Here is a 26,569-nt window from a genome sequence, read left to right on the forward strand (position 1 = left end):
ACAGAGCATCAGGACGGAAGCGGCCTGTCAATCAGCCCGCGCAGGCGCGTCAGAACTTATAGCCGAGACCGGCGCGGACGGTGTTGATGCTGGTGTCGACCGCCGAGCTGAAGCGAACATATTCGTACTCACCGCGGAAGAACAGGCCACCGACCAGATTGACGTCGACACCGAGACCGGCGGTGTAGCCGTAGATCAAGTGGTTATGCTGGGCGTCCGTCGAGTTCAGCGGCACGAGTGGGGTATAGGTACCGAGTTGGGTCGCGCTGATGCGGTCCTGCACATTGGCCGTGCGGATGATGTCGGCATTCCCGAGTGCGAGACCGGCGAACATGTAGGGCAGGAAGCATCCCCAGGCGTAAGCTGCGCGGCCGCGGAATGTCGCCATGTCGCTGATGTTGATCGATGACGTGGAAGTCGCCGTGACATCGTGAAAATTGTTGTCGGACAGGACGGTGGCGCTGACGCGCCGCTCTGATGCTGTCGCCATTCCTCCGAACTTGCCGTGCAGGTAGCTGATTTCGAGGCCGAGTACGACATCGTCCCACTGGGCATTGTAGCCGACGAAAGCGCCGTAGCCGCTGGTGCGCTGTGAAGCTTTGCCAAGTCCGAGGTTCCACTGCGATACGCCCATCGAACTTTCGATCAAGGTATCGGCCAACAATGCCGCCATCATGTTGCTGGTCGAGCCATTGAAGTTCTCGTCCGACGAGCCATAGCCGCCCTGGGCGCCGATATAGCTTCCCTGCCAGTTGACGTTGGACTTGCTCAAGCCGTCGGTGAAGCCGCCGCGCAGGACGGGAAGATCCGGCATGTCGGCCGCGTCCGCGGCAGAGACCGTCCCCAATATCGCCGCCGCCAACAAAAGCCTACGCATCGAACGCTCCATCGAACTCGAACTTTCGCTCGTGATCATGGCCCGTTAACCTTAACCAATGGTTGCGCCGCGGACTTTCGTCGCGGTGAAGCCATGAAAAATACGCAAAGCAAAACGGCGCGGGATGATCCCGCGCCGTTAAGAAGTCTAAAGCGATCAGGCTGACGATCAGCCCTTGGTGACGAGCGGCGGCATGTAGGCCGGCGGGCTGTTGAGATCCCAGCGCACGCCGAGCTTGATATCGTGCGAGGTGAGCTCCTTGATCTTGATCGTGGACGGACCGGAGGCGCTGTTGTCGAACAAGCGGTAGTTGCCGGGCGCCGCGTCTCCGAGGTTCATGTAGCTGTAGGCCAGTTCGACCGTGAACCCGGGATTGACCCTGTAGGCGAGACCGGCGTGAGCCGCCCAGGCCAAATTCCACTTCCCGTTGTCGGCGAAGTAGGCGACGCTGTTGTTCAGCAACGGGCTGTATGACACGCCGTCGTCACGGAAGCCGCTGATCTTGTTGTAGGAGCCGCCGACACCGGCGCCGATGAACGGCGTGATGCACCACCAGGTGCCGAGATCGACATAGGCATTCGCCATGACGACCCACTCGGACTTGCTGCCGCTGTAATTGTTGGAACCAACGAAGCCGGGCGCAATGACGTTGTCCGCACCGTGCAGATTGGCCTTGCCGCGGTACTGACCGATCAAGTCGGCGCGGAACCAGTTGTTGAAGCGATAGCCGACGCCGAGATCGAACAGCGGCGAGGAGTCGAAACCGAGCCCCGTCGTCGTGGTCGGGAACGCTGCTGCAGTAGCACTGTCGATGCGCTTGGCGCTCTGGTTGGTCATGCCGACGTCGCCGCGCAGATACCAGCCGCCGAAGTCCGAGGGCGGCGGCGGGGGCGCGTACATCGGAGGGGGCGCTGCGATCGGCATGTCGGCGGCGAACGCCATCGAGGACATCAGGGTTGCCGCACCCGCGGCAAGGAGAGACTTAACGCTACGCATTGGCTTCGTCCTTTTGGCCGGTGAGGCAAATACGGCGCCTCACGTTCTGGAAACTCACGGCCCGGACGATGCCAGCAAATGTTTAAGCGCCACTTAACCCTAATTTTTAAGGTTGATTTTTTCTCAACTCACACGCCGATGCGGCAAGAGCGCTGCAAAAATGCGGCGGCTGAACGTCGCAATCGCTAACGTTGTATGAAGCCGCGTTGCGGCAAGACAGGATGCGTTAACGGACGTGCCGCGGCAGCTTGGGCAGGAACACCGCGAGCAGGCCGATCGCCGGCAGATAGGCACAGACCTGGTAGACGAACTCGATCGAGGTGTGGTCGGCGAGCTTGCCGAGCACGGCCGCGCCCAGGCCCCCGATGCCGAAGGCGACGCCGAAGAACACGCCGGAGATCATGCCGAAGCGATGCGGTACCAGCTCCTGCGCGAACACGATGATCGACGACGTCGTCGAAGAGATGATCAGGCCGATGATCACCGAGAGCACCGCGCTCGCATAGAGCCCCGCATAGGGCAGCGCCAGCGTGAACGGCAGCGCGCCCAGGATCGAGATCCAGATCACGATCTTGCGGCCGTAGCGATCGCCCAGGGGACCGCCGAGAAAAGCGCCGACCGCGTTCGCTGCGAGGAAAACGAAGAGATACATCTGCGCCGCCTGGGTCGACACGCCAAAGCGGTCGATCAGATAGAAGATGTAATAGCTCGACAGGCTCGAGACGTAGAGCTGTTTCGAGAACAGCAGCGCGACCAGCACGAGGAGCGCAACGGTGACGCGACGCGAGCTCGGCGCGTCGGGATGGGTCTCGATCGCGACCGTCTTCTTCGCCTTGATCTGCGGTTCGTACCAGCGGCCGATGCGCCAGAGGATGAGGATCGCGAGGAAAGCGATCGAGGAAAACCAGGCGATGCTGCCCTGCCCGAACGGCACGACGATGAGCGCGGCCAATACCGGTCCCATCGAGGTGCCAAAACTGCCGCCGAGCTGGAACACCGATTGCGCAAAGCCGTAGCGGCCGCCGGAGGCGAGCCGCGCGATGCGCGCGGATTCGGGATGAAACACTGCCGAGCCGAGACCGACCAACGCGGCGGCGACGAGGATGACGAGATATTGGTGGGCGGCGCTGAGCAGCAAGAGACCGAAGAAAGTCGAGGCCATGCCGATCGACAGCGAATAGGGCTGCGCCTTTTTGTCGGTGTAGTGGCCGACCACTGGCTGGAGCAGCGAGGCCGTGAACTGGAACGCCAGCGTGATCATGCCGATCTGCGCGAAGTCGAGCGCGTAGGTGTCCTTCAGGATAGGATACACCGAAGCGATCAGCGACTGCATGGTGTCGTTGAGGAAGTGCGAGAAGCTGATGCCGGCAAGCACGACATAGGCCGGCCCTGCGGCCGACTTCGCCGCCGGCGTCACGTCGCTGATGACGACGGGCTCGGTCAGCGTTTCCTCGGAGACGATGACAGGCTTGTTCAATGGAGTATCCCGGCAGGCGCGGCGAACCGCCGCACGGCCTGACTACGATGACCGGGGCGGCCAAACCACCGCCAATCGTCGATGGCTGGGATGCGCCTAGGCCGCCGCTGCCTGTCCGAGCGCCGAGACGATGGTGTCGACGACGTCCTCGACCAGGATGCGGTCTTCGCCCTCGGCCATGACGCGGATCACCGGCTCGGTGCCGGAAGAGCGGATCAGCAGGCGGCCATGGCCGTTGAGCCGTTGCTCGCCGTCGGAGATCGCCGATTTAACGCTGGTGTCGTCGAGCGGCTTGCCGCCCTTGTGGCGGACGTTCTTGAGGATCTGCGGCAGCGGATCGAAGCGGTGGCAGACTTCCGACACCGGCCGGCGCAGCTTCTGCACCACGGCCAACACTTGCAGTGCGGCAACGAAGCCGTCGCCGGTGGTGGCGTAGTCGGACAGGATGATGTGGCCCGACTGCTCGCCACCGAGATTGTAGCCGCCGTTCAGCATCTGCTCGAGCACGTAGCGGTCGCCGACCGGCGTGCGCACGAGATCGAGCCCCTGCTCTTTCAGGAAACGTTCGAGGCCGAGATTGGACATCACGGTGGCGACGATGCCCGGCCGCGACAGCCGTCCGTCTTCCTTCCAGCTCTGCGCGATCACCGCGAGCAACTGGTCGCCGTCGACGATATGGCCGCGCTCGTCGACCAGGATGACGCGGTCGGCGTCGCCGTCGAGCGCGATGCCGATGTCGGCGCGCATCTCGCGCACCTTCTTCGACAGCGCTTCCGGCGAGGTCGAGCCGCATTCCTTGTTGATGTTGAAGCCGTCGGGCTCGACACCGATCGGAATCACGTCCGCGCCCAGCTCCCACAGCGCTTCCGGCACCACCTTGTAGGCGGCGCCATTGGCGCAATCGACCACGACGCGCAGGCCGTCGAGCGACAGATCGCGCGGCAGCGTGCGCTTGGCGAATTCGATATAGCGGTCATGCACGCCGTCGATGCGGCGGGCGCGGCCGAGACTGGCGCTCTGTGCGAGACGCTTGCCGATGGGCTCGTCGAGCAGCTGCTCGATCTGCTTCTCGACGTCGTCGGAAAGCTTGAAGCCCTGCGGGCCGAACAGCTTGATGCCGTTGTCCTCGAACAGATTATGCGAGGCCGAGATCATCACGCCGAGATCGGCGCGCATCGACTTGGTCAGCATCGCCACCGCCGGCGTCGGCATCGGGCCGACCAGCAGCACGTCCATACCGACCGAGGTGAAGCCCGCGACCATCGCGTATTCGATCATGTAGCCGGACAGGCGGGTGTCCTTGCCGATCACGACCCGGTGGCGGTGGTCACCGCGCTGAAACGCAAGGCCTGCGGCCTGGCCGACCTTGAGCGCGAGCTCCGGCGTGATCAGTCCGTTGGCGCGGCCCCGGATCCCGTCCGTCCCGAAATATTTGCGGCTCATATCGTCCCCCACGCAACAACCAGGGGTCCCCACTACAACCTCCGGGTGCCCCAACGGGCCCCGCATCCCTGATTTGCTGAGCTCTTATAGAGCCATCACGGCTAACTTGGCTTCAAAAAATATGATCAATCATTACGGAACCCGGCGCGCCACGGCGCCGATAACGTCTTGTTAACACTATATTCCCGGCGAAAAACGCCGAAACAGCGCGGAACCCGCCCCTAGCTGGAGCGCTTCACATGGCCGTCGCCGCGGCTCGGCGCCGGCTGGGTGACGTTGACGGGATCGGAGCCCGGAAAGGTCTCTTCCAGACCTTCTTCCAGCGCTTCCTCGAGATCATGCTTCTCCTTGATCTCTTCCGGAGTCGGTCCGGCGTGCGGTCTCGTCATGGCGACCTCCTCTCCACAAAGGATGCAAACGATTTGGCTGAGCATCCAACCATGCTAGATGACCCCTCGATCTTCCGATGCAAGACTTCCGATGCAAGACTCCTGATGCAAAGACGGGCCGGGGAAAAATTCATGAAGCATATCACCTGTATCGACGATCTTCGCACACTGCATCAGCGCCGCGTGCCGAAGGCGTTCTTCGATTATTGCGACCGCGGCTCCTACGCCGAGGAAACGCTGCGCGCCAACCGCGATGACATGCAGGCGATCAAGTTCCGCCAGCGCATCCTGGTCGACGTCTCCAAACGCGACACCGCGACCACGATCCTCGGCGAGCCCTCGACCATGCCGCTGATGCTGGCACCTGTGGGCCTGCTCGGCATGCAACATGGCGATGGTGAGATCCATGCCTGCCGCGCCGCGCAAGCCGCCGGTATCCCGTTCACGCAGTCGACGATGTCGATCTGCTCGATCGAGGACATCGCGGCCAATGTCGAGAAGCCGTTCTGGTTCCAGCTCTACGTGATGAAGGACCGCGGCTTCATCAAGGAGCTGATCCAGCGCGCGATGGCCGCCAAGTGCAGCGCCCTCGTGCTCACCGTCGACCTCCAGGTCATCGGCCAGCGTCATGCCGATATCAAGAACGGCATGACGATCCCCCCCGAGTGGACGCTGTCGAAATTTTTGGATTTCGCGACCAAGCCGGCGTGGGTCTCCGGCGTGCTGCAGGGCAAGCGCCGCACCTTCGGCAACATCGCCGGCCACGTGAAGAACACCGAGGACCTCAATCGCCTCGCGGAATGGACCGCCTCGCAGTTCGACACCTCGCTGAACTGGAAGGACATCGAGTGGGTCCGCAGCATCTGGCCGGGCAAGCTCGTCATCAAGGGCATTCTGGACGTCGAGGACGCCGAGGAGGCCGCCAAGACCGGCGCGCAGGCCCTCGTCGTGTCGAACCATGGCGGGCGTCAGCTCGACGGCGCCCCGTCATCGATCGAGGTGCTGCCCGAGATCGCCGACGCGGTCGGTGACAGGATGGAGATCATGTTCGACGGCGGCATCCGCTCCGGCCAGGACGTGATGCGCGCGCTCGCGCTCGGCGCAAAGTCCTGCATGATCGGCCGCGCCTACGCCTACGGCCTGGGCGCCGGGGGCCAGGCCGGCGTCGCCAAGGCGATCGACATCATCCAGAAGGAGCTGCTCACCACCATGGGCCTGTGCGGCGTCAACAGGATCGACGAGATCGACGATCATATCATTGCGATGTGAGGCGCCGCAGGGTGGGCAAAGCGAAAGCATGCCCACCATTTTGCTGCGATCGTTGAAAGCTGGTGGGCACGGCGCGTTGCGCCTTTGCCCACCCTTGTATTAGCGCGCCGGACTCCGCCAGTTTCACGCCTCACATCGGCGGCGTCACGCCGTCCCTGCCGACATTCACCCGGTTGGCTTCCAGCGAACCATCGTCCTTCTTCGCCGCACCAAAAATGATCAGCTTGGCGCCCGGCTTGAGCTCGGATTTGTCGCTCGCGACGAAGGTGACGATCGGCGTGTCCGGCGGAACCACGACTTTCTTCTCACCGTCCTTGTACTTGACCGTGATGTTCTGGCCGTCTGTGCCCTTCACCGTCTGTGAGACCGTGGCGTTGGTCATGGTCGAATTGGCGCGGGCGTCCCAGGGACGAAAACCTTCGGCCGCGCCGCGCTGGTTTTCGGGGAAGATGTGCACGGCGATCGCCTTCTGGGTGCCGTCGGGCTCGGGCAGGCCGGTGACGCCGATATAGGAGCCGTCCTTGATCTCCGACAGCGAGGTCTTCACCACCGCGAAGACGGCGACGTTGTCGGTCATGCGCACTTTCACGTCAGTACCTTCGCGGGTTCTTGATATCGAGCATGTTGCCGTCGACGCTCTCGATGGTGCCGCGGATGCGGACCGTCGGCGCCTGCTGCGCCGAGACGGATGACGTAACGATGCAAGCGGCGAATGCGGCCACGACGAGGCGTGGCATCCAGTTGTTCACTTTCGGCATGATATCCCTCCAGGGAGTTGCGGCGATCAGTACGGCAACCCCGCGTGACCACCGCTATTCCCGGCTGCAATAATCACATCGGCGGTGTCAGACCATCGCGTCCGACGCTGACGCGGTTGGTCTCGAATGAGCCGTCCGGCAACTGCTTCATGAAGGCGATCACCTTGGCGCCGGCCTTCAGATCGGATTTGTCGCCAGGCACGAAGGTCACCACCGGGGTGTTGTCAGCGACGAACACCTTCTTCTCGCCGTCCTTGTATTTGACCAGCAGCGTATGGCCGTCATTGCCGACCACGCTCTCCGACACGGTCGCATTGGTCATGCTGGAGTTGGGCTTGAGGTCATAGGGCCGCGACCCCTCGCCGGTGCCGCGCATGCTCTCCGGAAACACGTGGACCTCGACCGCGTTCGCACCGCCGTCCGGTCCCGGCACGGTGGTGGCACCGACAAAGGAGCCGGTCTTGATGTCGGCGAGTGAAATTTTGGTAACGCCCGACACGTTTACGCCAGAGGCGATGTGGAGTTTGACATCCTCACCACTGCGCGACTTGACTTGCATCGTATCGCCATTGACGCTTTCGATCGTGCCGCGCACGCGCGTCGGCACCGGCGCCCTTTGCGCAAGTGCCGAGAGGGTCGAGACGGCCACCATCGCGACGGCGATGAGCGGACGTGTGAAAGTTGCACGTTGAACAGACATGATGGTCTCCGATTGTCCCTATTGTCCCTACGGACATAGAACGCCGGAGATTACGCGCTATTCTCTCAAGTCTTTGTGAGATCGGCCTCGACCAGCGCGCGCAGCTCGGCCGTGACCTGCGGCCGCTGGCCGAACCACAGCTCGAAGCCTGCGAACCGCTTGATGCAGCAGCATGCCTAGGCCGTCGGCGGTCTTCAGCCCGCGCGCCTTTGCGGCCGCCAGCAGCGGCGTCATCAGCGGAACATAGACGAGATCGGCGACCACGGCGCCGTCCGGCAGGCGGGCGACCTCAACGTCGAGTGGAGGCTGACCGTGCATGCCGAGCGAGGTCGTGTTCACGAGAAGTTTTGCGCGCGGCAGGAGGTCGTTCACGGCGTCCCATGTAACAGGATGCACGTTCGGTGCGAACTGTCTTGCAAGCGTCTCGGCCCGCGCGATGGTTCGGTTGGCGAGATGGATGCGCTTGAAGCCGCGCTCGAGCAGCCCGAACACGATCGCACGCGAGGAGCCGCCGGCGCCAAGCACCAGCGCCTCGCCGGCTGCGTCCCATCCGGGCGCGCTGGCGTCGAGATTGCCGACGAAACCCTCGACGTCGGTGTTGGTCGAGCGCAGCTCGCCGTCAGCAAACCACAGCGTGTTGGCCGCTCCGACCGCCTGCGCGCGGGCATCGGGCTTCGAGAGCTCAAGCACGCTTTCCTTGTGCGGGATGGTGACATTAGCGCCCGCGAAGCCGCGCAGTGACAGCCGCAGCACGAAGTCGCGCAAATTATCGGGTGGAACCGCCTCGATGAGATAGCCGCCCTCGATCCCGAGCGTGCGCAGCCAGTAATGGTGGATCAGCGGCGAGCGCGAATGCGCGGCCGGCCATCCGATCAGACAGGCTGCGGGAGCATTGGTCACGGTCATCCTTCCCTGGGAGCGTCGGAGGCGATCCATTTCGCGTCCCGCGGGCCCTGTCAAGCGCGCGGACGCCCCGGGAAGGCCGCGGCGCTAGGCCGTGCCCGCGTCATCGCCCGCGAGCTGGGCCGTGCGGCCCTTGATGTCGGCGACGGCACGCGCGATGGTCTCGCGATAACGCGCTCGCGGCGGCGTGACGCCATGGGTGAGCAGCGCGCGGCGAACCGCAGGCGATGCCCCGGTGATGAACAGCCGGATGCCCTGCCGGTGGGCTTTTGCGGCGACGCGTCCCAGCACGTTGGCCGCCGTCGAATCCAGGAACGGCACTGCGGCGAAGTCGACCACGAAGCCCTTGCGCTTGTCGGCAATGCCGTCGAGCACGCTGCCGATCGCCGAGGCGGCGCCGAAGAAGAACGCGCCGGTGATGCGATAGACCAGCACGTCGCGATCGACCGCGAGCGCGGGGTCGTAAGGCACGCGCTCGCCATTGCCGTCATCGGGACGATCGGCGGCCACCAGCGGCGAACGTTCCTCGATGCCCGTCATTTCCGCCATGCGATGGATGAACAGCACCGCGCCAAGCGCGAAGCCGACCAAAATGCCTTCGGTCAGATCGCGGAAGATGGTGAGCAGGAAGGTTGCGAGCAGCACGACGGCATCGCCCCACGACGAGCGCAGGAGCGTCGCGAATTCGTGCTTCTCTGCCATGGTCCAAGCCACCACGACGAGCACGGCGGCGAGCGCGGCCAGCGGGGGATGTAGCTCGCGAGCGGCGCCGCGATCAGCATGAACAGCAGCAGGAAGATCGAATGCAGCATGCCCGCGAGCGGCCCCCGCGCGCCGGCGCGGATGTTGGTCGCGGTGCGCGCGATCAGCCCGGTGACGCAGATGCCGCCGAACAGCGCCGCGCCGACATTGGCGGCGCCTTGCGCCACCAACTCGCAATTGGAGCGGTGACGGCGTCCAGTCATGCCGTCGGCCACCACCGCCGACAGCAGCGATTCGATGGCGGCGAGCAGCGCGAAGGCGATCGCATCCGGCAGCACGGCCGTCGCCTTCGCGAGCGAGAACGCAGGCAAGGCCGGCGCGGGCAGTTCGCGCGGAATGCCGCCGAAGCGCGATCCGACGGTCTCCACCGGCAGCGACAGCACGGCACATGCGGCCGCCGCGAGCACGACCGCGATCAGGATGCCCGGCCAGGACGGCCGCCAGCGTCGCAGGCCGGCGATGATGGCAATGCTGACGATCGCGACCGCGACGGCCGACGGATTGACGGTGTGCAGGCCCCCGGCGAGCGCGACGAGTTTTGGGACGAATTCGCTCGGCTCTTTCGCGACCAGCGTGATCCCGCCGAGATCGCGCAGCTGGCTGGCGAAGATGATGACGGCGATGCCGGCCGTGAAGCCGACCGTCACCGGATACGGAATGAACTTGATATAGGTGCCGATCCGCAGGAAGCCCGCGGCGATCAGGAACAGGCCCGCCATCAGCGTGGCGAGGACCACGCCGTCAACCCCGTGACGGTCGGCAGTCGCTGCAACCAGCACAATGAAAGCGCCGGCCGGGCCGCCGATCTGGAACCGGCTGCCGCCGAGCAGTGACGCAATGAAGCCGCCGACAACAGCGGTGTAGAGTCCGCGGTCCGGCGTCACGCCCGAAGCGATCGCGATCGCCATCGACAGCGGCAGCGCGACGATTGCGACCGTGAGGCCCGCGAACACATCGGCGCGGAAATCCGACAAGCCATAGCCCTCGCGCCACACGGTGACGAGCTTCGGCAGATAGAGTTCGGTAAAGGTCGGCCGACGAAGCTGGTGCAGCTTGCCTGCGTGTTCGCCTGTGATGCTCATGCCCTGCCCACACCGCTCCGATGCATCGTGCGGCCGCGTATCGGGGCGCGACGGTGCGTTAGTTAAGTCTGCTCCCGAGCATGATCATTGCGGGATCACGCTCCAACCCGACGCGGCGGCCCCGGCTGTTTCAGCCGAACGCCACGTCCGCCGCCTTCGCTGCGCGCCTGTTCGCCGATCAGCTCGACGCCGGCCCGATCAAAGGCTTCGACCACCTTCATCAAGGTCTCGACCACGCCGCGAACGTTGCCGGTGCTCGCCTCCATCCGCTGAATGGTCGGCAGCGAAACGCCTGCGAGTTCCGCCAAGGCCCTCTGGTCAATGCCGAGCAGCGCGCGCGCTGCCCGCATCTGGAACGACGTGATCACCTTGGCCTCACGTATGAGAGATTATAAATGATGTCTGGAGCATGCACAATGATGTAAAATACATCAATCCGGGCCGAGCGCAAGAGGGTGCTCGCCGCCACGGGCTGTGCGTCTCCCTCTCCCCGTAACAACGGGAAGAGGGCGAGAGCGTGCGTCTGTTACTGCGAGAGGCGGCTCACGCCGCGTGCTGATGCGCGGCGATGATCTGGTCCGCGGCGCGGCCGGTCACTTCGGCCATGTGGTCGAACTGGCGGGTAAAGCTGCCGGCGCCTGCCGTGGCCGAGCGCAGCTCGACGATCAACTCGCCGATCTCGGCTTCCGGCATCATGGCGCGGACGCAGTCCCATCCGCTCCAGCCGTCGCGGGTGTCGAAGCCGAGGATCTGGCCGCGCCGCGCCGACAGGATCGCGTTGATCTTGGCGGTGGCATCGGTCGGACAGACGATCTCGACCACGTGGATCGGCTCCAACAGCACCGACTGGCATAACGGAAGGCCTTCGTTCAGCCCGACCCGCGCCGCCGTGCGGAAGGCGAGGTCGGAGGAATCGACGCTGTGATAGGAGCCGTCGGTCAGCGTCACCTGCAAATCGGTGACGGGGAAACCGAGCGGACCGCGTGTGAGCCCGTCGACGACGCCCTCTTCCACCGCGCCGATGTAGTTGCGCGGCACCGCGCCGCCGACCACCTTCTCGGCGAACTTGAAGCCGTCGCCGCGCGGCAGCGGCTTGATGTCGAGCACGACATCGCCGAACTGGCCGTGGCCGCCGGACTGCTTCTTGTGGCGGCCGCGCTGGACGATCGGCTTGCGGATGGTCTCCTGATAGCCGATCGCGGGGGGATGCGAGGCAACTTTGACGCCAAAGCGGTCGCGCAGCCGCTCGCTCGCGACGCGCAGGTGCATCTCGCCCTGTCCCCACAGCACGGTGTCGTGGGTCTGGGCGTTCATCACGAAGACGAGCGAAGGATCCTCCTCGTGCAGCCGCGTCAGCGCCTGGCCGAGCTTGACGTCGTCCTTGCGGTCGGTGGCCGCAACCGAGATCGCGAGCACCGGCGGCGTCGGCTCGCTGGCTGCGAGCGCAGCCGGCTGGGTCTTGCCGTTCGAGACCGTGTCGCCGGTGCTTATGGGATCGAGCTTGGCGAGCGCCACCGTGTCGCCGGCTTCCGCCGCGCCACGCTTGGTGTCGTAGGCGCCGGTGACGGCGAGAATCCCGGAGATGCGGCTGGCTCCGCCGGAGGAGGATTGCAGCGTGGCACCGTCGTCGAGATGGCCGGCGAGCAGCCGCGTCAGCGACAGCTTGCCGCCGTGCTGTGAATGCAGCGTCTTGAACACGAAGCCGAGCGCATCCCTGGTCTCGGGAACGCCGAGACGTTTTGCGGTCTCCGCGACACCGGGCGCCTCATGGCGCAGCGCTTTCATCAGGCGCAGCACGCCGTTTTCGCGTGCGGCGGCGCCTATCAGCACCGGACATATCTGCCCCTCGCGCAATTCGCGGGCGAGATCGTCGAACACCGCATCGCGCGGCGGCTGGATGTCCTCGAGCAGCTGCTCCATCAGCGCATCGTCATGATCTGCGAGCTTCTCCAGCATCGAGAAGCGGGCTTCCTTCTCGCGATCGAGATCGCCGCCTTCGAGCGCGACCACTTCGGAGGCCTTGTGCTCGCGGTAGACGAACGCGCGTTCCAGCGCGAGATCGACGAAACCCTCGATCAGCTCGTTGTTCCAGATCGGGATCTGGCGCAGCACCAGCGGCACGCGCGAGGCGGGCTGGAGTATCTCGAGCGTTTCGCGGATGCGCTTGTTGGCGCGGTCGATCTTGTTGAGGAACAGGAAACGCGGGATATTCAGCTCCTCCAGCTCGCGCAGGATGATCTGAAGCTGCGGCAGCTTCTTCTCGTCGGCTTCGCAGACCACGATTGCGGCGTCGACCGCAGGCAGCGCGGCGCGCATGTCGTGGGCGAACTCGACGGAACCGGGACAATCGAGGAAGGTGTAGCTGTCGCCCATAAAATTCGTGGTGGCGGCAGTGAGCCCGACGGTCATCTTATGATGACGGGCTTCGGCACTGGCGTCGCCGACGGAGGTTCCGGCATCGACGCTGCCGGCGCGCGGGATCGCGCCCGTTCGCGCCAGGATTGCTTCGAGGAGTGTGGTTTTACCGCTTTGGAAAGGGCCCACCAGCGCAATGCACCGTGGACCTCGGGGACTTCTGACGTCTTGTCCCATTCGCCGCCTCCTTGGTGTGGAGCTCGGCCCATGATTGGGTCGGCAAGCGCAGATGCTCTGCCCGTCCCCGAGATTTGGCAAGCATCAAAAATCGCTGCGGTGCGTCGTCAGTGAGATCAGGTTATTGACGGCCAGCTCTTAACGGCCGGGGCGAAGTTCCAGGCTCTCAAGCCCGGCCGCGACGTTGAGGCCGACCTGGCCCTGCACGCTGAGGGGCTGGAGCGCGATCGAATTGTTGGAGCCGCCGACCAGCACGTTGCCGCCGAGACCGACGCCGACCGAGGCACTACCCTGCGCACCCGCATAAGTGCCCGAGAGGTCGCCCGGTCCGAGCCGGTCGACCGGCGCGAACACGCCCCAGGCCAGCGCGGTCTCCTGGGTGATGCCGATATCGAGGCCGACTTTGCGGATGGTCGCGACGTAGCGATCCTCCGGCAAGCCCTCGGCGCGCAGCACGCAGCCGAGATTGGTCACCGATCCCACGATGAAGCCGACGCTGGCGCCGCCGCGGCATTCGAGCACGCCGACCCGCACCATCCGCTGCTGCGCGTCGGCGACCACGACCGAGGCAACGAGGCTGGCGGCGGCGATCCCGGCGAGAAGGAGTGAACGGCGCATGAAATATCTCCGGCGATGAACGTGATGCGAGCAGAGATGCACGCCTACCCGTGACGCAATGGTCTATGGCACAACATTCCCTGCGGTGCCAGATTGCGTGCAGGAATAAAAAAGGCCCGCGCGAAGCGGGCCTTTTCATTCCAGTTCGTTTCGTCGTGACAGGCTTAGCGCAGATTGCCGCAGAAGCGCTGGATGCGATTGCAGGCGTCTTCGAGGTCCGAGGTCTTGGTCGCGTAGGAGATGCGGAACGCAGGTCCAAGCCCGAACGCCGAGCCCTGCACGACGGCAACGCCTTCGGTCTCGAGCAGTTCGGTCACGAACGTCTCGTCATTGTCGATCACCTTGCCCGACGGCGCGGTCTTGCCGATCGTGCCGGCGCAGGACGGATAGACGTAGAAGGCGCCTTCGGGACGCGGGCACTCGATGCCCTTGGCCTGGTTGAGCATGGAGACGACGAGGTCGCGGCGCTCCTTGAACACCTTGTTGTTGGCGGGGATGAAGTCCTGCGGACCGTTCAGCGCCTCAACCGCTGCCCATTGCGCGATCGACGACGGGTTCGACGTCGACTGCGACTGGATCGTCGACATCGCCTTGATGAGCTGCGCCGGACCACCGGCATAGCCGATGCGCCAGCCGGTCATGCAATAGGCCTTCGACACGCCGTTCACGGTCAGCGTGCGGTCGTAGAGTTTCGGCTCGACCTGCGCGACCGTGGTGAACTGGAAGTCGTCATAGACGAGGTGCTCGTACATGTCGTCGGTCATCACCCAGACATGCGGATGCTTGACCAGCACGTCGGTGAGCGCCTTCAGCTCGGTCCTGGTGTAGGCAGCTCCCGTCGGGTTCGACGGCGAGCACAGGATCACCCATTTGGTCTTTGGCGTGATCGCGCGCTCGAGCGCATCGGCCTGGAGCTTGAAGCCGGCCGCGGCGGTGCAGACCACCGGCACCGGCTCGCCGCCGGCGAGCGCCACCATCTCGGGATAGCTGACCCAGTACGGCGCGGGGATGATCACCTCGTCGCCCGGATTGATGGTTGCCATCAGCGCGTTGTAGAGCACCTGCTTGCCGCCGGTGCCGACGATGATCTGGTTTGCCTTGTAGACGACGCCGTTCTCGCGCTGAAACTTGGCGATGATGGCTTCCTTCAACTCGGGAATGCCGTCGACCGCAGTGTACTTGGTCTTGCCGGCTTCGATGGCGCGGATCGCCGCCAGCTTGATGTTGGCGGGCGTGTCGAAGTCGGGCTCGCCGGCGCCGAGGCCGATGACGTTGCGGCCCGCCGCTTTCAGCGCACGTGCTTTATCCGTGACCGCGATGGTGGCGGACGGCTTCACACGGTCGAGCGCAGCGGCAAGGAAGGGCATCGTCATCTCCTGACAAGCGTCGTGAACCCTTTGGCCTCACGACTCCGATTGTGGGAATGAACCACCCTAAAACGAGTGCCGTTGCACCGCAAGAAACTTCGGTCCGATCTCGCAAAAGTTTACGGGTCTGGAGCGTTTCAAGTCTGGATTCTTCGCAATTTTCCGCAACTTTGCCAGGCAAATCCCACATATCCGACAAGGCTTGTCCTCGGAGCAATTTTGCGTGTTGGCGACAGCAGGTCGTCTTGCCCGGGCTGTCCCGGGTATCGACGTTCTTTGGTGATGCAGTGAGATCGTGGATGGCCGGGACATAGGCCGGAAGCGACGCCGTCTTTCGGGCGGCTATGCCCGGCCATAACAAGGTGAAGGCTTCAGCGCACGCCTCGTGCGTAACGATGCGCACACGAATTGACGCAAGCGTGAACTGAATTGCATGGTCGCACGGAAATGATCTTCCGCCGGTTTGCAATGCGGTAGGGTTTTCGAGTTTTTCTATTGGCTGGCCCTTGCAGCGGATTCGCATCGGCATCATTGTTTAGCCGCGTTGCAGGGCAACAAGCGCCGCGCCTTCCCGTCTTCCGGAATCATCCTCAGAATGTACAAGCTCTATTCGATGCAACGCTCGGGCAACAGCTACAAGGTCCGCCTTGCGCTGGCGCTGTTGAACTTGCCTTACGAAGCGGTCGAGGTGGACATTCTGCGCGGCGAGAGCCGCACCCCGGACTTCCTGGCCAAGAACCCGTCCGGTCAGGTGCCGCTGCTCGAGGTCGGCGGTGATCGCTATCTCGCCGAGTCCAACGCCATCCTCTGGTATGTCGCCGTCGGCACTCCGCTCGCGCCGGAGAACCGCATCGATCGTGCCGAAGCGCTGCAGTGGATGTTCTTTGAGCAGCACGCGTTGGAGCCGAACATCGGCGCGGCCTATTTCTGGCTGTCGCTGGTGAGGGGCGGCCGCGACCTGCAGACCCATTCGCTGGAGGACTGGATGGAGCGCGGCTATGGCGCCCTCCAGGTGATGGAAAACCACCTCAAGACCAACGCCTATTTCGCCGCCCGCCAGCTCACGGTCGCCGACATCGCGCTGTACGGTTATACCCACCTTGCCGACCGCTGCGACTTCGACCTCTCGACCTTCCCGGCGATCCGGGACTGGCTGGAGCGCGTGGAAGCGGCCCCCGGCTTCGTCGCAATGGACTGGCGGCCGGCCGACATCGAGGACCCCGCCAGCATCGCCGCGGGCGCCTGACGGAGCGATCGCGCTCTGGCGAATAGCGGGCACAACGGTCTTCCTTGCCGCAATCTCGCCATTTTCGGCGTGCTGGCCGCCGCAATATTGCCGGTTGCCACGGTGAAATTGTTCGATGTCGTGGGTGATTCGCTCGCGCCTTGAAGGATTTAGACCATGGTTCGGGCGTCCGGCGCGGCGGGCTTTCAAGGCCAACCCGCTACCGTTTCGTCTTCCCGGCTGACCAACGCGGTCGCGGCCTCGCTCGCCGTCGCCGCGCTCTCGCTGTGCCTGATCGTCACCCTGACAGTGCTGTCGACCAAGGCGACCATGGCGATGGGCCTGCCGGTCTGATTCCCGTTTCATCCTGGACCCGCCTTCAAGGCGCCGCATGCCCCGCGCCGACCGGCATCGCGACAGGACGTCGATGAAATCACCTGTGGTAGTCGTTGCAATCACCCTGACTGCGGCCATCCTCGTCGCGGCATCACTGCTGATATTGGTCGGCACGCGCAAGGGCCCGGGGACATCGACCCTGAATGCGCCCGCGCTGCAACAACGCGTCAAGCACGCGCACTTGGTCTAAAATCATCCGAAAGCTTTGCGCTTGGACGCAAGTCCGCGTTAAGCGCGCCGCGCGAAACCGCATCGCATTGGCGCAACGATCAGTCAGTGTTGCCGCCTTACCTCGTTCGGGGAGGAGCGAGACAGCCCCATGCGGTTCGGATGGCGTGTGATCTTCGGTCCGGCGCTGACGGCAGCGACTGTGCTGCTGACGATGCTTTTCGATCGTTTTGTCCCCACTCCCTCGCCTGCGCCGCTGCTGGTCTGCATCGTGGCGCTTGCCGGCGCGTTCTCGGGTCTCGCGCCCGCCGTCGCCAGCGCAGCCGTCGCCGTCATCGGCGCGGCGCTGCTGTTGCTCAGCCAGCACGGCATTTCCGACCTTACCACGGCGAATCTGGTTCAGCTCGGCCTCCTGGCAATGACGGCCACGGGCACCGCAGGCATCACCGGCCTGAAGCGCGGGCGGCTGCTCGGCATTTTTGCCGCCGAGCGTCAGAGCCACGCCACCGCCGCGCGGCTGTCGGCCGCGCTCGACCAGGCCGATATCGGCATCGTGCTGCTCGATGCCGAGACGCGCGCCGAGTTCATCAACCGCGCGTTCCGCGATTATTTTGCGGTGCCGGACGACATCGCCGACGGCAAGCCGCCATTCATCGCGCTGATGTATCACGGCCGCGACACCGGCGCGTTCGAATTGCCCGAGGACGAGCTCGGCACCTTCATCGCCCAGCGCATGGAGATGGTGCGGATCGGCGATGCCACGCCGATCAACATCGCCTTGCGCAATGGCGAGGTGTTGCGCTTCGTGTGCGCCGCGCTGCCCGATGGCGGGCGCATGTTGAGCTACACGCCCGTGACCGACCTCGTGCGGCATACCGATGCGCCGTCCCGCGCCGACTACTACCGCTCGCTGCGCGATCCCGCGGGCCGCAAGCTGATCCGCTATCTGCGCGTCGCGGAGTAGTGCGCGATTGATCAGCACGTCCATCATCAAGTATGAAGGACGCTCATCGATCGCGGGAATTTCATATGTCGCTCACCATTCGCTCCGTCACGAGGCAGGACTACGAACAATGGCTGCCGTTGTGGGACGGCTACAACGCCTTCTACGGCCGCTCGGGCCCGACTGCGCTCGCCCCCGAAATCACGCGCGTGACGTGGCAGCGCTTTTTCGATGCCTATGAGCCGGTGCACGGATTGGTCGCCGAGAGCGACGGCCGCCTGCTCGGGATGACGAATTATCTCTTTCACCGCAGCACTACCGCGATCGAGCCGTCCTGCTATTTGCAGGACCTGTTCACGACTGAGGCTGCTCGCGGCAAAGGTGTCGGCTCGGCGCTGATCCACGGCGTCTACGAGCGCGCGAAACTCGCGGGAGCCCCGCGCGTCTACTGGCAGACGCACGAGACCAACGTCACGGCGCAGCGCCTGTACGATAAGGTCGCCGAGCGCTCCGGCTTCATCGTCTATCGCAAGATCTTCTGATCCTCGTGATCGCGAGCCCTGTGGATAACTTTGCCTGTCACCCGCGCGTAACATGGCGGGACTAGGTTGCACCTGCGTCTGATCAGGCCCCCCGTTACCGATCAAGCGCTCCAAGCGGTCCCCGTCAGTCGCCGCGTCTGACAGGGGCCGCGTTTTTTTGTCGGCAGTTCCTTGTCGGCAGTTCCTTGTCGGCAGTCCCTTGTCGGCAGTCCCTTGTCGGTATGGCAGCAACGCGGCTGGCGGCTTGCTGCTGCGGCGTACGGCGGTCACAATGCGCCGCTGCTCATCTGACAGGGATCTGCCATGGAAATTCGCAATCTCGGCGCCTCCGGCCTGCGCGTGTCTGCGGTTGGGCTCGGCTGCAACAATTTCGGCCAACGCACCGACCTGGAGACCTCGCGCAAGGTGATCCATCGCGCGCTCGATCTCGGCATCACGCTGTTCGACACCGCGGACGTCTATTCGAACATGGGTGGTTCGGAAAATGTACTCGGCGCCGTGCTGGGCGATCGCCGCAAGGACATCGTGCTGGCGACGAAATATTCCAAGCCGATGGCGGAAGACGGAACCAAGCAGGGCGCCTCGCGCCGCTACATCATGGACGCCGTGCACGCGAGCCTGAAGCGGCTGAAGACCGATTACATCGATCTCTACCAGCAGCACGATTTTGACCCACTGACGCCGATCGAGGAGAGCTTGCGCGCCCTCGACGATCTCGTCCGTCAAGGCAAGGTTCGCTACATCGGCAATTCGAACTTTCCGGCCTGGCGGGTCGCTGAGGCGGAGTACGTCGCACGCGCGACGAATGTCAGCCGCTTCATCTCCTGCCAGGACGAATACTCCCTCGTCGTGCGCGACATCGAGAAGGATCTGCTGCCGGCCGCGCAGGAATACAAGCTCGGTCTGTTGCCGTTCTTCCCGCTCGCAAGCGGACTTCTGACCGGCAAATACAGAAAGGGGGAGACCGCGCCCGATGACTCCCGCTTCGGCAAGGTGCCGCGGCTGCGCGACCGCTACGTCACGCCGCGCAACGAGGACATCGTCGAGAAGCTCACGGCCTTCGCGAAGGTACGCGGCCACAGCATGCTCGAGCTCGCCTTCTCCTGGCTCGCTGCACGCCCGCAAGTGTCGAGCGTGATCGCCGGCGCGACCCGCGTCGAGCAGGTCGAGCAGAACGTGAGGGCGGTCGCGTGGAAGCTCGGTGCGGATGATCTTGCCGAGATCGACAAGATCACGCTGGGCTGAACTCTGCGGCGGCGTGCTACTTCGCGCCGCGTCCCACAGTCTGCATCACCTCAAAGCCTTCGAACTGGGGATGGCCGAGATACAGCGGCTTGTTGTCGCCGGCGCGCTGATGCGCGGCACGAAACGCCTCCGACTGGGTCCAGGCCTCGAACGCGGCGTGGTTGGCCCAGATCGTGTGCGAGGCGTACAGGGTGTGGTCCTCGAGCTCGGGACCGCGCAGCAGATGAAACTCGACGAAGCCCGGCACCTTGTCCAGATGGGTATCGCGCGAAAGCCAGACCTGCTCGAAAGCGGTTTCGGAGCCTTTGGTGACGCGGAAGCGGTTCATGGCGATGTACATGGGTGATGGTCTCCTGATGTTCGGCTGATCATGTCGCCATTCCGGGACGCGCCGCAAGGCGCGAACCCGGAATGACAGTTTAGGCAACCAGCCCTTTCATCGGTCGTGCGCCTGCGCTGTCCGGGAACACCGTCTCGGCCAGCACGCGATCCGACAGGCCGAACTGTCCCTGCAGCACGCCCTTGATCACGGAGCGCAGATCGGTAGTGGGCTTGAGGTCGCGGCCCTCGTAAAGGTTGGCGAGCTTGAGGCCGGGCCAGTCGGAGATGACGCGGCCGCCCTTCACCGCGCCGCCGGCGAGCAGCGCGATCGTTCCCGTGCCGTGGTCGGTCCCGTCGGTGCCGTTGATGCGCGCGGTGCGGCCGAATTCGGTCGCGACCACGACGACGGTGTCGCGCCAGCGTTCGCCGAGGCCGCTTTCGAATTCGGCGAGCGCGCCGTCGAGCCCGCCGAGCAGGACCGCGAGGCGCCCCACTGGCCCGCCCTCATTGGCGTGCGTGTCCCAGCCGTCGAAGGCGAGCGCGGCGATGCGCGGACCGTCGTCGGCCGCCATCAGTTTTGCGGCGCCGCGCGCGACCTGCCGCATCTGCGCGGCCGCGTTGCCGGGCTTCCGCTTCATGTCGTCGCCGCTCGCAGCCTTCTCGAGTTGAAGGCCCTGCGACAAGGCCGATGCCAGCGCCGGATCGCGGTGACGGTAGAGATCGACCAGACGCATCGCGGTGTCGTCATCGGCTTGCGGCAGCGCCACCGGCGCCCAGCCGACGGTCGGCGCATTGCCGCGCAGCACCAGCGGCGTGGTCGGGCCGACCGCAAGTCCGCTCGACACACGCTCGCCGCGCGGCAGCGCTTCCAGCGCGCGGTTGAGCCAGCCGGATTGCACGCGCCCCGGGCCGGCGTAGCCGCTTTCGAGCACGTCCTGGCCGTCGAAATGCGAACGGTCGCGATAGGGCGTCGCCACCGCGTGGATCACCCGCGGCGTGCATGTCGCGATACATCCGCGCGAACTCAGGCATCGCCGGATGCAGCGCAAAGAAAGTATCGAGCATGATCGCGGGATGCATACCGTCAGCGGTAAGCGCGATCGATCCATGCAGGCCGGCATAGTCGGGGTCGCCAACCGGCGCGACGGTCGAGAGGCCGTCAAGCGCGCCGCGCAGGATCACCACGATCAGCCGGGGGTCGCGGCCATCGGCCGCGCGCGCGAATTTCGGCAAATAGGCCCAGGCCGCGAAGGACGCACCGCCGAGCAGGAGGTTACGGCGCGAGGTGATGAGCCGGTTCTCGACGCAGTCGATCATCGTCATCTCCTCTGCATTTCCGGCGACATCAACAGCAGCGCCAATGCTTGCTGCCGCGACTCCGCGCGCTCGATGGTACGCCGCGTTTCGATGGAGGCAGCATCTGCCGCCGCGAATTCCAGCAGGTCGATCGGGTCGATATTGTTGCCGAGCCGCGCACCCATTTGCGCGGCGATGTCGAGCCGAAGCTTGATGCCTTCGGGCGCAGCCCAGGCGGCGCTGGTATCGGCAAAACCATTCGGCCCAGCCGGCGACCACAGCGGCTGTCCCAGCAGATTGAGATTATTGAGATAGCTACCGGGATCCTCCGGCACGCGCGCGAGCAACCGGCCGCTGGCGATCACGAAATCGTATGGGCTGCGCATCTTGGTCAGCGGCGCCTTCCACGCGTCGTCGGAATCGACCAACGCCGTCGACATCGCCTTGAGATCGCCGTCAGTCTTGACGAAAACATCGCGCAATCGCGCCACCAACGCAGGCGGCGGATCGTCGGCGACGAAATGGCGGACCAATTTTGTGGCAATGAAATTCGCTGTCGAGGGATGGCGCGCAATGTCGGCAAGCGCGGCCTCGCCCTGCGCAAGGCCCGTCGGCTCATAGGTCTTGCCGAGCAGCATTTGCGGCCCGGGCTGGTGCGCATTGGTGTTGAACACGAACGAGCCGGGCACCCCTAACTGCCCCTGCCGGCCGGCAAAGGTCCAGCCGGTGATGATGCGCGCGAGCGAGGTGACGTCTTGCTGGGTGTAGCCGCCGCCGACGCCGAGCGTATGCAGCTCCATGATCTCGCGCGCGAGATTCTCGTTCAGCCCGCGCTTGCGGTTCTGGCCCGCGCGCGAGTCCGGCCCGAGCGATTGCTGGTTGTCGAGGAAGAACAGCATCGCCGGATGCTGCTCGACGGACTTGAGCATGTCGGCGAAGCGCCCGAGCACGTTCGGCCTGATCGCCTCGCGCTCGAACGCGCCGGCCCAAATCCGCGCCAGCTCACCCTTGCTCGCGGAGATGCAGAAATGGTTGGACCAGAACACCACCAGCCGCTCGGTGAAGCCGCACTCGACCAGCGTCGCGCGCTGCAACCGCGCCAGCGCCTCGGCGCGAAAGGTCTTTTGGATGACATTGAGCGGTTGCGGAGCGGGCCTTACGACAGGCGGTGTCGCCGCGTTAGGCTGCATGGCGCCTGGCTTCGCCATATTGTCGGCAGGCTTGTTGTCAGCCGGCTTGGCTTCCGCCATCTGGCCGGCAATCTCGGTCGCGACTGCATTCAGCGAGAGATTGCGACGCAATCCAGGCTTCTGATCGGCCGGCGCCTCGGTCGGCGCGCCGGCTTTGGCGGCGGCCTCGCGCGCCTGCTTGACCTGGTCCTGATAGGCGAACACGGCCTGTCCGAGCTGCGGCGTGGATTGCAGCCCTGGCGCCTCCAGCAGTATGCCATTGGGGCGGCTCAGTTCCGCCTTGACGAACCCGCGCGGATCCGAGGCCGCGTTGATGAGATCGCCGGACGCGCCGCCGCGGGCGCCGAAGCCGAAACGGTTGAGCGCAACCAGGGCGGCTTGCGAATCGCGGGCCATCGATGTGTCCTTCGCGCGTTGCTAACCGCTTTCCGAGTCCGGGCGCGAGGCCTAATATACCGCAGCCGGAGATGAACCCGGCATGAAACTGACGGCCCAGCTTTTGCGCAAATCATGACAAATCCGCAAGAAATTCCAGTGCAGGAACCGCGCCGCCTCACCTGCTCCCGCTGCGGCACCGAGTTCGGTTGCGACCTCTCCGGCACCTGCTGGTGCGCGGAGGAAACGGCGCGGTTGCCGATGCCGGTCAAGGGCGAGGATTGTCTGTGCCGGGCGTGCCTGCGCAAGGCTGCGGCGGCGCGAAGCCCGGATGGAGCGCAAGCGTAATCCGGGCTACGAAGCTTAGACTGGATACCCCGGCGATTCTCGTGCCATGCCGTCGAATGCATCCAGCAGTTTTTCGCGCCACGCATAAACCGGGTCATCGACTTCCAGCAGCCTGAACGGGCTCGTCACGCGCGACCACTGAAATCCGCCGAACACGATGTAGTCGGCATAGTTCGGCGCGGCGCCGCCGATGAAGGGCTGCTTCTTCAGGGTCTGACGCATCACTTCGAGCGATCTGCGGAACGCGACCACGCCGGCATCGCGGCCCGACATCACCTCTTCCAGACTCTTGCCGCCGAAACGCGCCTCGCGCGACTGGCGGAAATAGGCAGCGTCGACCTCGGCCAGATTCTTCGGGATGTCGGCGACGATCAGCGGAAAGATGCCGCCGACGATGGTGATGTCGCCCCAGGCATTGAGCATGCGCGCCATGGCACGGCCGCCCTCGCCACCGAACAGCGACGGGCTATCCGGAAACTGGTCTTCGAGGTAGTTCGCGATCGCCCAGGAATCGACCACCGGCTCGTCATGATGCAGCAGCACCGGAACCTTCTCCGAGCCGTGCGGCGCAATCGCGCTCTTCTCGGTGAAGCGCCAGGGCAGTGATTCCGCCGCCAGCCCCTTGTGTGCCAGCGCCATCCGCGTGCGCCAGCAGAAAGGGCTGAACGGGCGCGCGGCGTCGGTGCCGACGAGTTCGAAGAGTTTTAGTGACATGAAAGGGCCCTTAGCTGCCAGCCCCTCATCCTGAGGAGCGCGAACGCGCGTCTCGAAGGATGAAGGCCGATCTCGGCCTCGCCCTTCGAGACGCGCGCAAGGTGCGCGCTCCTCAGGGTGAGGGTCTCCTATTCTGGATTGCTTCGCTTGCGCTCGCAATGACGGATGTGGCGAGAGCTAACGCCCGTTCGTGCGCAGCAGCCTTTCGCCGTCTTCCGTCAGCGCGATGATCAGTCCTATTCCGGGTCGCGTTTCGCGCGCGACGTAGCCGCGGTCGGCGGCGTCTTCCCAGATGGTGAGGCGCGGGCACGAGGTCTTCCAGGTCGCAATGACCTCGGCATAGGCGCGCGGCTCGCGCGCGACCCATTCGACGAAGTCCAGCACCAGCGGATCGGCGGTCTCGCTCATTGCAAACCTCCCTTGTCGAAGGCCGCCAGCACCGGCGTACGAAGCAGGAGCCAGCCGCCATAGGCGATGTAGTAGCAGGCGATGGTGGTGATCAGCTTGTACGACCAGGCCACGAATTGCTGGTCGGTCATGGCTTCGAGGAGGCGGCGTGCCAGCGTGGTGCCGAGCATCGACGCCAAGATCGCGACCCCGGCGAGCACCGGATCGAGCGTCGCGGCCTGGTCGATGACGCCACCGAAATAAATCAGCTTGGTGAAATGGCTGACGAGCTGGCACATCGCTTTGGTCGCCACCTTCTCGCGCCGGCCGAAATCGCCGCCGAGGAAGAAGGTGTCGAGCAGCGGCCCCGATACGCCGGTCATCAGCATCAGGCCCATGCAGATCGTGCCGTAGACGGTGCCTTGCCAGAGACGGTCGGGATCCGGCGTGATGTTGGCGGGCAGCAGCCGCGCCATGAACGGGGTGGTGCCGAGCAGCAGCAGCGCGACCGGCTTATCCGGCACATAGCGGGTGATCGACCACGCTGCGAGCGCGACAGTCGCGCCGACCATATAGTTCGCGACCGGCCGCCAGCGGATATGCGCGCGCCAGAGAAACGCGCGCCAGCCGTTCGAGGCCATCTGAGTTATCGCATGCAGCACCATCGCGGTGGGCAGCGGCATCAAGGCCAGCAGCACACCGATCAAGATCAACCCGCCGGCCATGCCGAACAGGCCCGACAGGAACGCGGTGCCGACCATCAGAAATCCAAGGGCAGCGATCATGATCGGCGTCACGAGAGAATCTCCTGTTGGCTATCTCCCCGCACGGGTGGAGAAGCGAAGGAGAACGTGCCGCGCTTGCCTCCGGCGCGCAAACTGAGTTATCTTGGCCTGGCATCAGCTTTCCTGAGGGTCGGTCATTGCGGCGCTTGCTGTTTCTCAACGGCATCAAGGCATTCGAAGCCGCGGCACGGGCCGGCAGCTTTGCCGCGGCCGGCCTCGAGCTGAGTGTATCGGCCGCCGCGGTCAGCCGCATGGTGCACATCCTGGAAGAACGGCTCGGCGTCGCGCTGTTCGAGCGCAAGGCCAACAAGCTGCTCCTCACGCAGGCAGGCCGCGCCTATCAGAGCGGGCTGACGCCGATCTTCGATGCGCTCGCAAGCCTCACCGCCCAGGTGACGGCACCCTCGGGCGTCCGCGTGCTCACCATCGGCGTCGGCCATACCTTTGCGATGCGCTGGCTGATCCCGCGCCTGTCGGAGTTTCGCAACGAAGAGCCCGACATCGAGGTGCGCTTTACCACCGGCGGCGCGTCGGTGCCGTTCGGCGAGGACTGGAGCTGCGGCATCAAGCTCGGCACCGGCGACTGGCCGGGGCTGGTGGCCGAGCCGCTGTTTGCCGGCGACCTCACGCCGGTCTGCGTGCCCCGGCTCGCTTCCAGCCTGAAGCGGCCGGCGGACCTCAAAGGCCCCAGCCTGATTCGCGTCGAGCATTCGCCCGAGGACTGGCCGATCTGGCTGAAGGCCTCAGGCCTTACAAGGATCAACGCGCGCGGCCCGGAGTTCCAGTTCTACGGCCAGGCACTCCAGGCCGCTGCCGACGGGCTCGGCATCGCGATGGGCATCCGGCCCTATATCGACGACGATCTCGCCGCCGGCCGGCTGGTGGCACCATTCGACCTCTCGGTGCCCAAGGGCATGCGCTGGTACCTGCTCTACCGCAGCTTCCAGACCGAGCAGCGCGACTTTGCCGCCTTCCGCCGCTGGATCATGCGCGCGGCGTCGGAACCTGCCGCCCGTCGCGTCCGGCGAACCGGCCGCAGCTCGGAGCGGAACTAGGCTGGCTGCCAAAAAAGCCCGGCGCTTGTGAACGGCTTCACATCCCGGAATCCGCAAACGTGGTCCCCTGACCCTTCAACAAGACGCTCAAGCGGGACATTTTGGGGACTACAATGACGACCATCTACGACGGCTTTGACATCGAATCCTTCGAAGCTGGCAAGGGGCTGTGGCACGCCCGGATCAGGCGCGCCGATTTCAGCCCGGTTGCCATCGACGGGGTGCTGTTTCCGGCCATGGAAGTCGGCTTCGCCTGGCCCGATCCCGACGCCGCGATTGCCGATGCCAAGCATCACATCGATCGCTTCCGCCGACGGGCCGACGACAGCGACGACGAATAAGCGAG

25 protein-coding genes and 4 pseudogenes are annotated in these 26,569 nt (G+C 64.8%); 10 read left to right on the top strand and 19 right to left on the bottom strand.

The features are described from left to right. Window positions 1-49 precede the first annotated feature (49 nt). The 5 genes from ACVWW3_RS25355 to ACVWW3_RS25375 all read right to left on the bottom strand — a co-directional run bounded on the left by ACVWW3_RS25355 (window position 50) and on the right by ACVWW3_RS25375 (window position 5,182). Complete coding sequence (locus tag ACVWW3_RS25355) at window positions 50-814, bottom strand: outer membrane protein (RefSeq protein WP_456648292.1); 765 nt, start codon at window positions 812-814, stop codon at window positions 50-52. A gap of 231 nt (window positions 815-1,045) precedes the next feature. Then, the gene (locus ACVWW3_RS25360) at window positions 1,046-1,873 is read right to left on the bottom strand and encodes an outer membrane protein (RefSeq protein WP_247353070.1); all 828 of its coding nucleotides are present in this window, start codon (window positions 1,871-1,873) and stop codon (window positions 1,046-1,048) included. A gap of 226 nt (window positions 1,874-2,099) precedes the next feature. Next, window positions 2,100-3,350 carry an MFS transporter gene (locus tag ACVWW3_RS25365; protein WP_456664301.1) on the bottom strand — a complete coding sequence of 417 codons (1,251 nt, stop codon included), beginning with the start codon at window positions 3,348-3,350 and terminating at the stop codon, window positions 2,100-2,102. 96 nt (window positions 3,351-3,446) lie between these two features. Then, window positions 3,447-4,793: a phosphoglucosamine mutase gene (glmM, locus tag ACVWW3_RS25370; protein WP_247447639.1), complete on the bottom strand. Its 1,347-nt coding sequence runs from the start codon at window positions 4,791-4,793 to the stop codon at window positions 3,447-3,449. Between the two features lie 221 nt (window positions 4,794-5,014). Continuing rightward, complete coding sequence (locus ACVWW3_RS25375) at window positions 5,015-5,182, bottom strand: hypothetical protein (RefSeq protein WP_247353068.1); 168 nt, start codon at window positions 5,180-5,182, stop codon at window positions 5,015-5,017. A gap of 132 nt (window positions 5,183-5,314) precedes the next feature. Between ACVWW3_RS25375 and ACVWW3_RS25380 the strand changes: the two genes are divergently transcribed. After that, window positions 5,315-6,451: an alpha-hydroxy acid oxidase gene (locus ACVWW3_RS25380; RefSeq protein WP_354052584.1), complete on the top strand. Its 1,137-nt coding sequence runs from the start codon at window positions 5,315-5,317 to the stop codon at window positions 6,449-6,451. A gap of 130 nt (window positions 6,452-6,581) precedes the next feature. Here ACVWW3_RS25380 and ACVWW3_RS25385 read toward each other — a convergent pair. The 8 genes and pseudogenes from ACVWW3_RS25385 to ACVWW3_RS25420 form a co-directional block, all read right to left on the bottom strand. After that, window positions 6,582-7,209: pseudogene (locus tag ACVWW3_RS25385) on the bottom strand (hypothetical protein). A gap of 73 nt (window positions 7,210-7,282) precedes the next feature. After that, window positions 7,283-7,909 (bottom strand): hypothetical protein, encoded by a 627-nt coding sequence (locus tag ACVWW3_RS25390; protein WP_456648289.1) that lies wholly within the window; start codon window positions 7,907-7,909, stop codon window positions 7,283-7,285. 65 nt (window positions 7,910-7,974) lie between these two features. Beyond that, window positions 7,975-8,815, bottom strand: a pseudogene (locus ACVWW3_RS25395) (shikimate dehydrogenase). Window positions 8,816-8,899: 84 nt separating this feature from the next. Continuing rightward, window positions 8,900-10,656 (bottom strand): annotated as a pseudogene (locus tag ACVWW3_RS25400) (SulP family inorganic anion transporter). A 95-nt stretch (window positions 10,657-10,751) separates the two neighbouring features. After that, window positions 10,752-11,024 (bottom strand): helix-turn-helix domain-containing protein, encoded by a 273-nt coding sequence (locus tag ACVWW3_RS25405; RefSeq protein WP_247353060.1) that lies wholly within the window; start codon window positions 11,022-11,024, stop codon window positions 10,752-10,754. Window positions 11,025-11,199: 175 nt separating this feature from the next. Next, a complete protein-coding gene (locus ACVWW3_RS25410; RefSeq protein ID WP_456648288.1) occupies window positions 11,200-13,248 on the bottom strand; it encodes an elongation factor G in 2,049 nt (682 codons plus the stop codon). Between the two features lie 138 nt (window positions 13,249-13,386). Next, complete coding sequence (locus ACVWW3_RS25415) at window positions 13,387-13,866, bottom strand: DUF992 domain-containing protein (protein ID WP_247353057.1); 480 nt, start codon at window positions 13,864-13,866, stop codon at window positions 13,387-13,389. Between the two features lie 164 nt (window positions 13,867-14,030). After that, the gene (locus ACVWW3_RS25420; RefSeq protein WP_247447646.1) at window positions 14,031-15,233 is read right to left on the bottom strand and encodes a pyridoxal phosphate-dependent aminotransferase; all 1,203 of its coding nucleotides are present in this window, start codon (window positions 15,231-15,233) and stop codon (window positions 14,031-14,033) included. A 595-nt stretch (window positions 15,234-15,828) separates the two neighbouring features. Between ACVWW3_RS25420 and ACVWW3_RS25425 the strand changes: the two genes are divergently transcribed. The 6 genes from ACVWW3_RS25425 to ACVWW3_RS25450 all read left to right on the top strand — a co-directional run bounded on the left by ACVWW3_RS25425 (window position 15,829) and on the right by ACVWW3_RS25450 (window position 19,752). Further along, entirely contained in the window at window positions 15,829-16,479 is a 651-nt protein-coding gene (locus ACVWW3_RS25425) for a glutathione S-transferase family protein (RefSeq protein WP_456648287.1), read from the top strand. A 156-nt stretch (window positions 16,480-16,635) separates the two neighbouring features. Further along, the gene (locus ACVWW3_RS25430; RefSeq protein ID WP_456648286.1) at window positions 16,636-16,812 is read left to right on the top strand and encodes a hypothetical protein; all 177 of its coding nucleotides are present in this window, start codon (window positions 16,636-16,638) and stop codon (window positions 16,810-16,812) included. A 37-nt stretch (window positions 16,813-16,849) separates the two neighbouring features. Next, window positions 16,850-17,044: a hypothetical protein gene (locus ACVWW3_RS25435; RefSeq protein WP_456649841.1), complete on the top strand. Its 195-nt coding sequence runs from the start codon at window positions 16,850-16,852 to the stop codon at window positions 17,042-17,044. A 129-nt stretch (window positions 17,045-17,173) separates the two neighbouring features. Next, on the top strand, window positions 17,174-17,986 hold the full coding sequence (locus ACVWW3_RS25440) for a PAS-domain containing protein (protein ID WP_456648285.1): 813 nt from the start codon (window positions 17,174-17,176) through the stop codon (window positions 17,984-17,986). Window positions 17,987-18,051: 65 nt separating this feature from the next. Continuing rightward, window positions 18,052-18,507: a GNAT family N-acetyltransferase gene (locus tag ACVWW3_RS25445; protein ID WP_247447649.1), complete on the top strand. Its 456-nt coding sequence runs from the start codon at window positions 18,052-18,054 to the stop codon at window positions 18,505-18,507. 303 nt (window positions 18,508-18,810) lie between these two features. Then, window positions 18,811-19,752, top strand: coding sequence for an aldo/keto reductase (locus tag ACVWW3_RS25450; RefSeq protein ID WP_456648284.1), 942 nt, complete (start codon window positions 18,811-18,813; stop codon window positions 19,750-19,752). A gap of 16 nt (window positions 19,753-19,768) precedes the next feature. Here ACVWW3_RS25450 and ACVWW3_RS25455 read toward each other — a convergent pair whose 3' ends face one another. The 3 genes and pseudogenes from ACVWW3_RS25455 to ACVWW3_RS25465 all read right to left on the bottom strand — a co-directional run bounded on the left by ACVWW3_RS25455 (window position 19,769) and on the right by ACVWW3_RS25465 (window position 22,955). Continuing rightward, a complete protein-coding gene (locus ACVWW3_RS25455; RefSeq protein WP_247353042.1) occupies window positions 19,769-20,092 on the bottom strand; it encodes an antibiotic biosynthesis monooxygenase family protein in 324 nt (107 codons plus the stop codon). Between the two features lie 79 nt (window positions 20,093-20,171). After that, window positions 20,172-21,390, bottom strand: a pseudogene (locus tag ACVWW3_RS25460) (DUF1501 domain-containing protein). 2 nt (window positions 21,391-21,392) lie between these two features. Continuing rightward, complete coding sequence (locus tag ACVWW3_RS25465; RefSeq protein ID WP_456648282.1) at window positions 21,393-22,955, bottom strand: DUF1800 domain-containing protein; 1,563 nt, start codon at window positions 22,953-22,955, stop codon at window positions 21,393-21,395. 114 nt (window positions 22,956-23,069) lie between these two features. Between ACVWW3_RS25465 and ACVWW3_RS25470 the strand changes: the two genes are divergently transcribed. After that, window positions 23,070-23,282, top strand: a complete 213-nt coding sequence (locus ACVWW3_RS25470) for a cysteine-rich CWC family protein (protein WP_456648281.1) — start codon at window positions 23,070-23,072, stop codon at window positions 23,280-23,282. A gap of 15 nt (window positions 23,283-23,297) precedes the next feature. On the opposite strand, the gene ACVWW3_RS25475 is transcribed toward ACVWW3_RS25470, so the two are convergent. The 3 genes from ACVWW3_RS25475 to ACVWW3_RS25485 form a co-directional block, all read right to left on the bottom strand. Then, window positions 23,298-23,996, bottom strand: coding sequence for a glutathione S-transferase family protein (locus ACVWW3_RS25475; protein ID WP_456648280.1), 699 nt, complete (start codon window positions 23,994-23,996; stop codon window positions 23,298-23,300). Between the two features lie 177 nt (window positions 23,997-24,173). Then, entirely contained in the window at window positions 24,174-24,404 is a 231-nt protein-coding gene (locus ACVWW3_RS25480) for a hypothetical protein (RefSeq protein WP_456648279.1), read from the bottom strand. Further along, window positions 24,401-25,180, bottom strand: a complete 780-nt coding sequence (locus ACVWW3_RS25485; protein ID WP_456648278.1) for a TSUP family transporter — start codon at window positions 25,178-25,180, stop codon at window positions 24,401-24,403. Before ACVWW3_RS25485 ends, ACVWW3_RS25480 begins: the two co-directional genes overlap by 4 nt. A gap of 125 nt (window positions 25,181-25,305) precedes the next feature. Between ACVWW3_RS25485 and ACVWW3_RS25490 the strand changes: the two genes are divergently transcribed. Further along, on the top strand, window positions 25,306-26,223 hold the full coding sequence (locus tag ACVWW3_RS25490) for a LysR substrate-binding domain-containing protein (protein WP_456672173.1): 918 nt from the start codon (window positions 25,306-25,308) through the stop codon (window positions 26,221-26,223). Window positions 26,224-26,336: 113 nt separating this feature from the next. Beyond that, on the top strand, window positions 26,337-26,564 hold the full coding sequence (locus tag ACVWW3_RS25495) for a hypothetical protein (protein ID WP_247320737.1): 228 nt from the start codon (window positions 26,337-26,339) through the stop codon (window positions 26,562-26,564). The last annotated feature ends 5 nt before the right edge of the window (window positions 26,565-26,569 follow it).

The organism is Bradyrhizobium sp. LM2.9 (genome assembly GCF_054056555.1).